The sequence below is a fragment of the Motilimonas eburnea genome (genome assembly GCF_021295345.1).
Classification (GTDB): Bacteria; Pseudomonadota; Gammaproteobacteria; order Enterobacterales; family CBDFNC01; genus Motilimonas; species Motilimonas eburnea.
Genome location: NZ_JAIMJB010000008.1, coordinates 205,067 through 211,353 on the forward strand (window position 1 = coordinate 205,067; position 6,287 = coordinate 211,353).

8 protein-coding genes are annotated in these 6,287 nt (G+C 44.1%); 3 read left to right on the plus strand and 5 right to left on the minus strand.

Features of this window, described 5'->3' with window-relative positions; all coding sequences use genetic code 11:
* Positions 1-154: 154 nt before the first annotated feature.
* On the minus strand, positions 155-460 hold the full coding sequence (locus K6Y21_RS10400) for a helix-turn-helix domain-containing protein (RefSeq protein WP_233071778.1): 306 nt from the start codon (positions 458-460) through the stop codon (positions 155-157).
* A gap of 159 nt (positions 461-619) precedes the next feature.
* Between K6Y21_RS10400 and K6Y21_RS10405 the strand changes: the two genes are divergently transcribed.
* From K6Y21_RS10405 to K6Y21_RS10415, 3 genes are all read left to right on the plus strand, one after another.
* A complete protein-coding gene (locus tag K6Y21_RS10405) occupies positions 620-1,453 on the plus strand; it encodes a DNA replication terminus site-binding protein (RefSeq protein WP_233071779.1) in 834 nt (277 codons plus the stop codon).
* A 135-nt stretch (positions 1,454-1,588) separates the two neighbouring features.
* Positions 1,589-2,173, plus strand: coding sequence for a helix-turn-helix domain-containing protein (locus tag K6Y21_RS10410; RefSeq protein WP_233071780.1), 585 nt, complete (start codon positions 1,589-1,591; stop codon positions 2,171-2,173).
* A gap of 88 nt (positions 2,174-2,261) precedes the next feature.
* On the plus strand, positions 2,262-2,444 hold the full coding sequence (locus tag K6Y21_RS10415) for a hypothetical protein (protein ID WP_233071781.1): 183 nt from the start codon (positions 2,262-2,264) through the stop codon (positions 2,442-2,444).
* A 116-nt stretch (positions 2,445-2,560) separates the two neighbouring features.
* Here K6Y21_RS10415 and K6Y21_RS10420 read toward each other — a convergent pair whose 3' ends face one another.
* The 4 genes from K6Y21_RS10420 to K6Y21_RS10435 form a co-directional block, all read right to left on the minus strand.
* Complete coding sequence (locus K6Y21_RS10420; protein WP_233071782.1) at positions 2,561-2,887, minus strand: hypothetical protein; 327 nt, start codon at positions 2,885-2,887, stop codon at positions 2,561-2,563.
* A gap of 165 nt (positions 2,888-3,052) precedes the next feature.
* A complete protein-coding gene (locus K6Y21_RS10425; protein ID WP_233071783.1) occupies positions 3,053-3,283 on the minus strand; it encodes a hypothetical protein in 231 nt (76 codons plus the stop codon).
* A 10-nt stretch (positions 3,284-3,293) separates the two neighbouring features.
* Positions 3,294-5,639: an Ig-like domain-containing protein gene (locus K6Y21_RS10430; protein ID WP_233071784.1), complete on the minus strand. Its 2,346-nt coding sequence runs from the start codon at positions 5,637-5,639 to the stop codon at positions 3,294-3,296.
* Positions 5,640-5,733: 94 nt separating this feature from the next.
* The coding region (locus K6Y21_RS10435) for an Ig-like domain-containing protein (RefSeq protein ID WP_233071785.1) at positions 5,734-6,287 on the minus strand (554 nt) is incomplete at its 5' end.

Below are 6,287 nucleotides of genomic sequence, written 5' to 3' on the forward strand. Positions count from 1 at the left end.
TTGATAGCTTGCGTCCTACTCAAAAGAGCCAAAGTTTCAACAAGTCAGCCGTTTGAGTAGGCTTATAGTCCCATTGTTCAATTGTCCTGTAAAGAGCGTTTGGTCACGTTAGCTGATTTATTTGGCCAACTTGATGCAACATGATGCAACATGATTAGTCATCGTCATCTAACTGGTATGCAGGCGTCATTTGCTCACTGTCATCATTAATGCCTTGGCTACTGCGGATGATCGACTTGATAGCCGGTACAGATTTTCTAGGGACAACAAATAGCTCTAGATCGAGTGCACGAGCAAGCGTGATCAAACTCGATACTCTTAAATCAACACTACCAGATTCAATTTTCGATATATGGCTTTGCGGGACGCCCGAAATTGCACTCAACTCTCTCTGGCTAAACCCCTTTTGTATCCGAGCTTCTCGAAGGCTTTCTATTATCTGCTCTATTACATAGCTCATAGATACACCTTATTGCATCAAGGAAGGGAAAATATACATAAAACTATATCAAACCACTTTGAACAACACAAAATTGATTAGGTATTGTATATCAATAGGCATATTTTGATATACAATTGCATATAACCACGAATATTTCTAATTCTTAGGGGGTGTCCAATGCTAGCTGATTTGTTTGACCAACTGGATGCACAGCTCCTTGAGTTGCAAGCACTGGTACTCGGCGCAGAATTAATTGAGGCTCGCACCTTCGCCCTACCCATTTATGATAAAGAGCAATCCAAAGTACCCGAAGCCGTTAGTGTTATTCCCAGCACAGGGGAAGATGCTCGCTCATTTGGTTGGCAGCGGATCAAGTCCTATGTGGGTGACCCCAATACCAATCTGAAAATCACCCGTAAAGCGGCAGGTTTTATCTGGCTTGATTGTCATCCTGAGACATTAGTGGATTTGTGCGATCAATTGAACAACACCAAGTTGGCCATCAAAGCATTTCTGGCCGCGCAGCGTAACCGTCATGTGCGTTTTGATATGGTGCATGAGCTTCGGCCTTGCGCCATCACCATGCAGGTATTTAGGCAGGTTCGGTATTGCGTTGATCCGCTTTCGAGTATTCATTTTTCGTGGGCAACCAAAACCTCTAATGTGCGCGCCAAGGTCGATAAGGCCATTAATATGTTGGAGCAGCAAATGGTGGAGACGCGACCTATTGAAGAAAATGCCCGTGTCAGAGTCTTGGCTCAAGAAATCGCAGCCGACCGAAGTCGCGATGTGGCTTTTCGACGCCGGTTAGCGCCCTCGCCTGTTATTCACTTGAGGTATGTGGAGAAACCAGCACATCTTTCTAGTAAAACCCAGCAAATCAACAATTCCACACCGATTTTGATTGCCGGCACACGCTCCAGCTTAAAATCTGTGGGGGATTTGGCTGACTTTATCTTAAGCGATGAACGTAGCGCGCGTTTTGTGAGTGAAAATGTCATCTTAAAATAGATAATTGATGTTTATTTTACACTGCTCGACATTTCGACCGCCACCGTTTAAAGTTCCCAACTTATTGATACATTGGATACTATAACCCTTTTGTGCCTCATTTAAATGATGGTTGGCCTCAATAATTGGAGCAAAATGATGAAAAAAGTTGTCATGTTATCAGCGTGTTTAACCCTCGCTGGATGTGGTACTGATCAGCCCTCGGAAGCGGAGATCGTAAAAGCTTTCACACCTTACACAGCGAAGAAAGCCTGTGCCTCTTCTGTTTTGTTCAATGAATTTCCTGTTAGAAAAAGCTTGGTGGATAATAACCAACAAATTCTCGATATCTTTGTTGATGCAGGCTTACTTGAAAAGTCTGGGAGTAGTTACACTCTGACGGCGCTTGGAAGGGAAACTTACGACTCCTCAAAAAAGGGATTTTGTTACACCGACAGCTTCAGAATAAGCTCGTTCAAAATTGAAAAAGAGCTGAATGACTTACCTCCTAAGTTAACAAAAGCTTGGTATGTATCTGTTGATATTGCTCCCGACCAGGTGAGCGACTGGGTTAAGAATGATGAGTTATTAAAAGCAGCCAGTCGCATGTCTGATACAGCCCCCGATGAAAATAAATCATTCACTGTTCGTGTAGGCAAAATTGTAGGTGAGAATGAGCTCAAGGTAATTGATACTCATTTTACGTTTCATCCGGGGCTAACTTACAACGTAGGCTGGTAACACATATACTGACCTTTAATGCTCTACAGTAGCGCCTTGCTGGTATCGCTTTAATTTCAGCTTTGTACCTAAACAATTGGAGCACCACATGGCCAGAAAATTATTCTCAGAAGATGTTGTTGATAGTGAAAGAGAGTACCTGAATTCTTTAGTCACTAACGTCGCGGCTAGAGATAAACGTCGTTCGAGCAGTAAGTTGCTCCAGCGAAAAGAGCAGGAAAAGCGCCTCTGGAGCCATCAAATGAAATTTGGTGAAGAATATCAAGAGTAGTTGGCATTGGGTATTTTGACACCAATTTGGATCATATGCACAAGCCCGATGTTCTCATTGTAAACTTCGGGCAAACCCTTTGATTTGAGGAGGGGTGAATGACTTGTACGCGAAAACTATTTGTTGATGCACTGAATCACCGCGCTCTTGAGCGTTCTCATTTCACTTGCGTCATCAGTCTCTATACTTTCTTTCCCAATGCGTATTTCATATTTTTTTTTGCCTCTCGCTATCGTTTGTTTACTATTTTCTGTAACTCTAAACCTGTCAATTAGATTTAAATTAATATAGTCAATTGATTTATCTTTATTATCTAGGTCTACTGCCTTATCTCTACTCACTTCTAATACGCACTTATCAATTGACAAAACTTCAGTCTGTCGAGCCGCAAAAGCTGCATTGCTAACTAGAATAAGAAAGGCTAAGCCAGTAGCGAATTTCATATATATCTTCTCCATAATTTATTGTTTGTTGCGGAGCTTTTTTGGCCAGTCAGTTGAAAGTGGTTTTATCTTCCGCACTTGGTTTTCGTTACACAATGGTAAGAATATATTTTGTTGATTTCTAATGCAATCACCGCCCTGAGGGCGATGGATAACGCATATTTACTACACAGCGCTTTCGATTAGAATGTCGCGTTTTATATCCAACGGTCTCAACGCACTTCGCTGTGAAGCGAGCCAGCCTGCTTTCCATTGACGACTGTATTGAGCTTGGTGCCAGTTATGATCACCCCACGGGCAATGCTCTAACTGCTCGCCTTGATGGAAGGCTGCTTGACCCAAGCGAAATGACTCATCGCAACGCTTGATAAACTGGCTAATATCTCGGTTTACCATATTACCCTCTCTAATTTATTCTCGGAATTTCGATGAGGTAATTTGCCTTCCCTTCTACCCCTTTAACATCGGGGTAGATCGGGAGATAAATGCGTCCATCAGTGCTATCCAGGTTGTAAATCACCTCTTTGGTTTCACCTGGCCTTACTCTTACGCCGTTGGCATACAAGCCAAATGGTGCGTCACCGCGAAGTGTGAAGAAGATTTGCTGTTCACCACTGGCCAAGTTGCCGTTGTCTGAACGAAGCTGGTTAGATGTGATCAGTGATAGTGGCTTACCGTTCTTGCTCAACACGAGCTCATCGGTAGCAAATACATCCACGCCGGTTAGCGTAAAAAGATTGTTCGGGATGTAGTCAATCGAGTGTGATTTAGTCGATGTATTGCCATAGCTATCGATCGCTTTAACCGTCAGTGTGTAACTTTGATTTTCTTCAAGGCTTGGGAAGATACGCGGGTATTCTAACTTGAAGTTGGTACCATCCAGTTTCACCCAGTCTAAGTAGATTGAATCCGAAATCGGCCCGCCTGAGATGTTCACCTCGGTAATGTCCGGCCCATGCAGGTCGCTGAGCTTGATGTTGATACTCTCAAGCCCCAGCACTGTTTGGCCATCGACAAGGGCTTTGTTTTCCGCAAATACCGCAATGGATGGCGGGGTGTTGTCGATAACGTGATTGCCAACGATTGTGGTGGTTTCATTGCCATAGTTATCACCAGCGACAACACTGATTTCATAATTGCCATCGGGTAATCCAGCTGCGCTAAATGTGGCATTGGCAGTACGGTAATCTTCGCTCACCAATTTTGTGCGTGGGAGAGAATGTCTATTTTGTCCATTTGCAGCATATGCTTCGTATTTTGTGATAACCCATTTAGAGCGTGCCCAGTTGTTAACTGCATCTTGGTTTATAACCTGCATACTGACCTCTGAGCCGTTAATTTCTGCTTTATTGATGATGGGATCATTAAAGTCCCAGTGAACTAATACATATCCGCCATGCACTGTTCCCAAACCGGTCTCAATGTCTTGGACATAATAAGCATAAGGGGTATATCCTTTCCCCGTCACACGCTCGATGTTCGTATTAACAACGCAAGACGTCTCTCCTGGCTCGATATAACAAGGTGTTGTTCCTGAAACCCACGCCTTTTGTCGGTATGTTTTTTGTTTGGCTAGAATCAAAACTTTGCTGACAGTAAAGGGCTCCCTTTCCCATAATGAAGCGTTTTTCCATGCTCCGTCATGATTTATTTCTGCTTTCAGTCCTGCTGGCTCCGGCGCGAGCGGTACGCCAGCATCCGGTGTAAAGTTAAGGCTGCCCACGGGCATCCAACGGCGCAGACCTGCCTTTGTGTAAAGTTCCCGATATGAATAGGCTTGTGGGTAATTGATGGTGAATTCAAGGTAAACATTATTTGTATCTTGATTATTATACTGCCCGCTGAGCCAACCATAATCGGTGCCGTTAAAGTCTGTGTGTTCACTTTTTTTCATTACATAACGCACGGTCACTGGCTGGGCATAGATTTTCATTCCCGATTGGTACGGCTCATAAACGCCAGTTTTTGCATTTTTGACTTGTATCTCCGCAGACGGGGTTACTCTGTCGATGGTGGACAGCCGGCTGATGGTTGCTTTGTTACCCGCAGCGTCATAAACATCAAATCCTATCGTGTATTTGGCCTGTGGGTTCGGCGCCACACTTGCACCTGCTGCCAGGCTTGCCACTGCATTTGCTCGCCCTTCATCGATATTGAGTGTTGCTCGTGTTGTACGCTTTACTCCATCCAAAACAGCAAAATAATCTGCGTGTGATAATCCCGAATCGCTGTCACTGAGCTGTGCTACGTTTATTTCTTGTGTTGCATTGGTATGAGCAAACACCTCGATAGAGCCGCCACGGTAACCCGCATGCACCCACGCTATTTCTGCACCGATAGTTGGCGCAACGGTATCAACTTTAATTGCTGTCGCTTCTGTTTTTACCAATTTATTAGCGGTATCAAGCACCTCTTGAACGATTTGATACTCACCATCGCTTAACTTGGGCACAGTAAATCGCTTACCATAGAACTCACGGCCATCGCTCGTTTGCATACGATCATTAATGCCTACTATTTCACTCAGCTGAGTATTAATCGCCGTTGCCCCCTTCATCACCGTTAACCTGATTTTTCTGTCAAGGCCTGCAGATAGAACTACTTCAATAGTGCTTTTGGGGTTGATATAAGCTACATTAGCTGGCTTGTTGACCACTTGGTTATTCGTATCCGTAAAGGAATATTCAAGCACTTCTGCTCGGACATTAACGCTCAGCATCGCCAATGTAGAAATCATAAGTATTTTTTTCATCTGCACTTACGCTCTTTGTTTTTTTGTATTTATATCTGATTTATCTTGGCCGCTATTTCATTGGCTGAGTCATTATTGGTCAGCCAATGATTCACTAGTTTATTCTCGGAATTTCGATGAGGTAATTTGCCTTCCCTTCTACCCCTTTAACATCGGGGTAGATCGGGAGATAAATGCGTCCATCAGTGCTATCCAGGTTGTAAATCACCTCTTTGGTTTCACCTGGCCTTACTCTTACGCCGTTGGCATACAAGCCAAATGGTGCGTCACCGCGAAGTGTGAAGAAGATTTGCTGTTCACCACTGGCCAAGTTGCCGTTGTCTGAACGAAGCTGGTTAGATGTGATCAGTGATAGTGGCTTACCGTTCTTGCTCAACACGAGCTCATCGGTAGCAAATACATCCACGCCGGTTAGCGTAAAAAGATTGTTCGGGATGTAGTCAATCGAGTGTGATTTAGTCGATGTATTGCCATAGCTATCGATCGCTTTAACCGTCAGTGTGTAACTTTGATTTTCTTCAAGGCTTGGGAAGATACGCGGGTATTCTAACTTGAAGTTGGTACCATCCAGTTTCACCCAGTCTAAGTAGATTGAATCCGAAATCGGCCCGCCTGAGATGTTCACCTCGGTAATGTCCGGCCCATGCA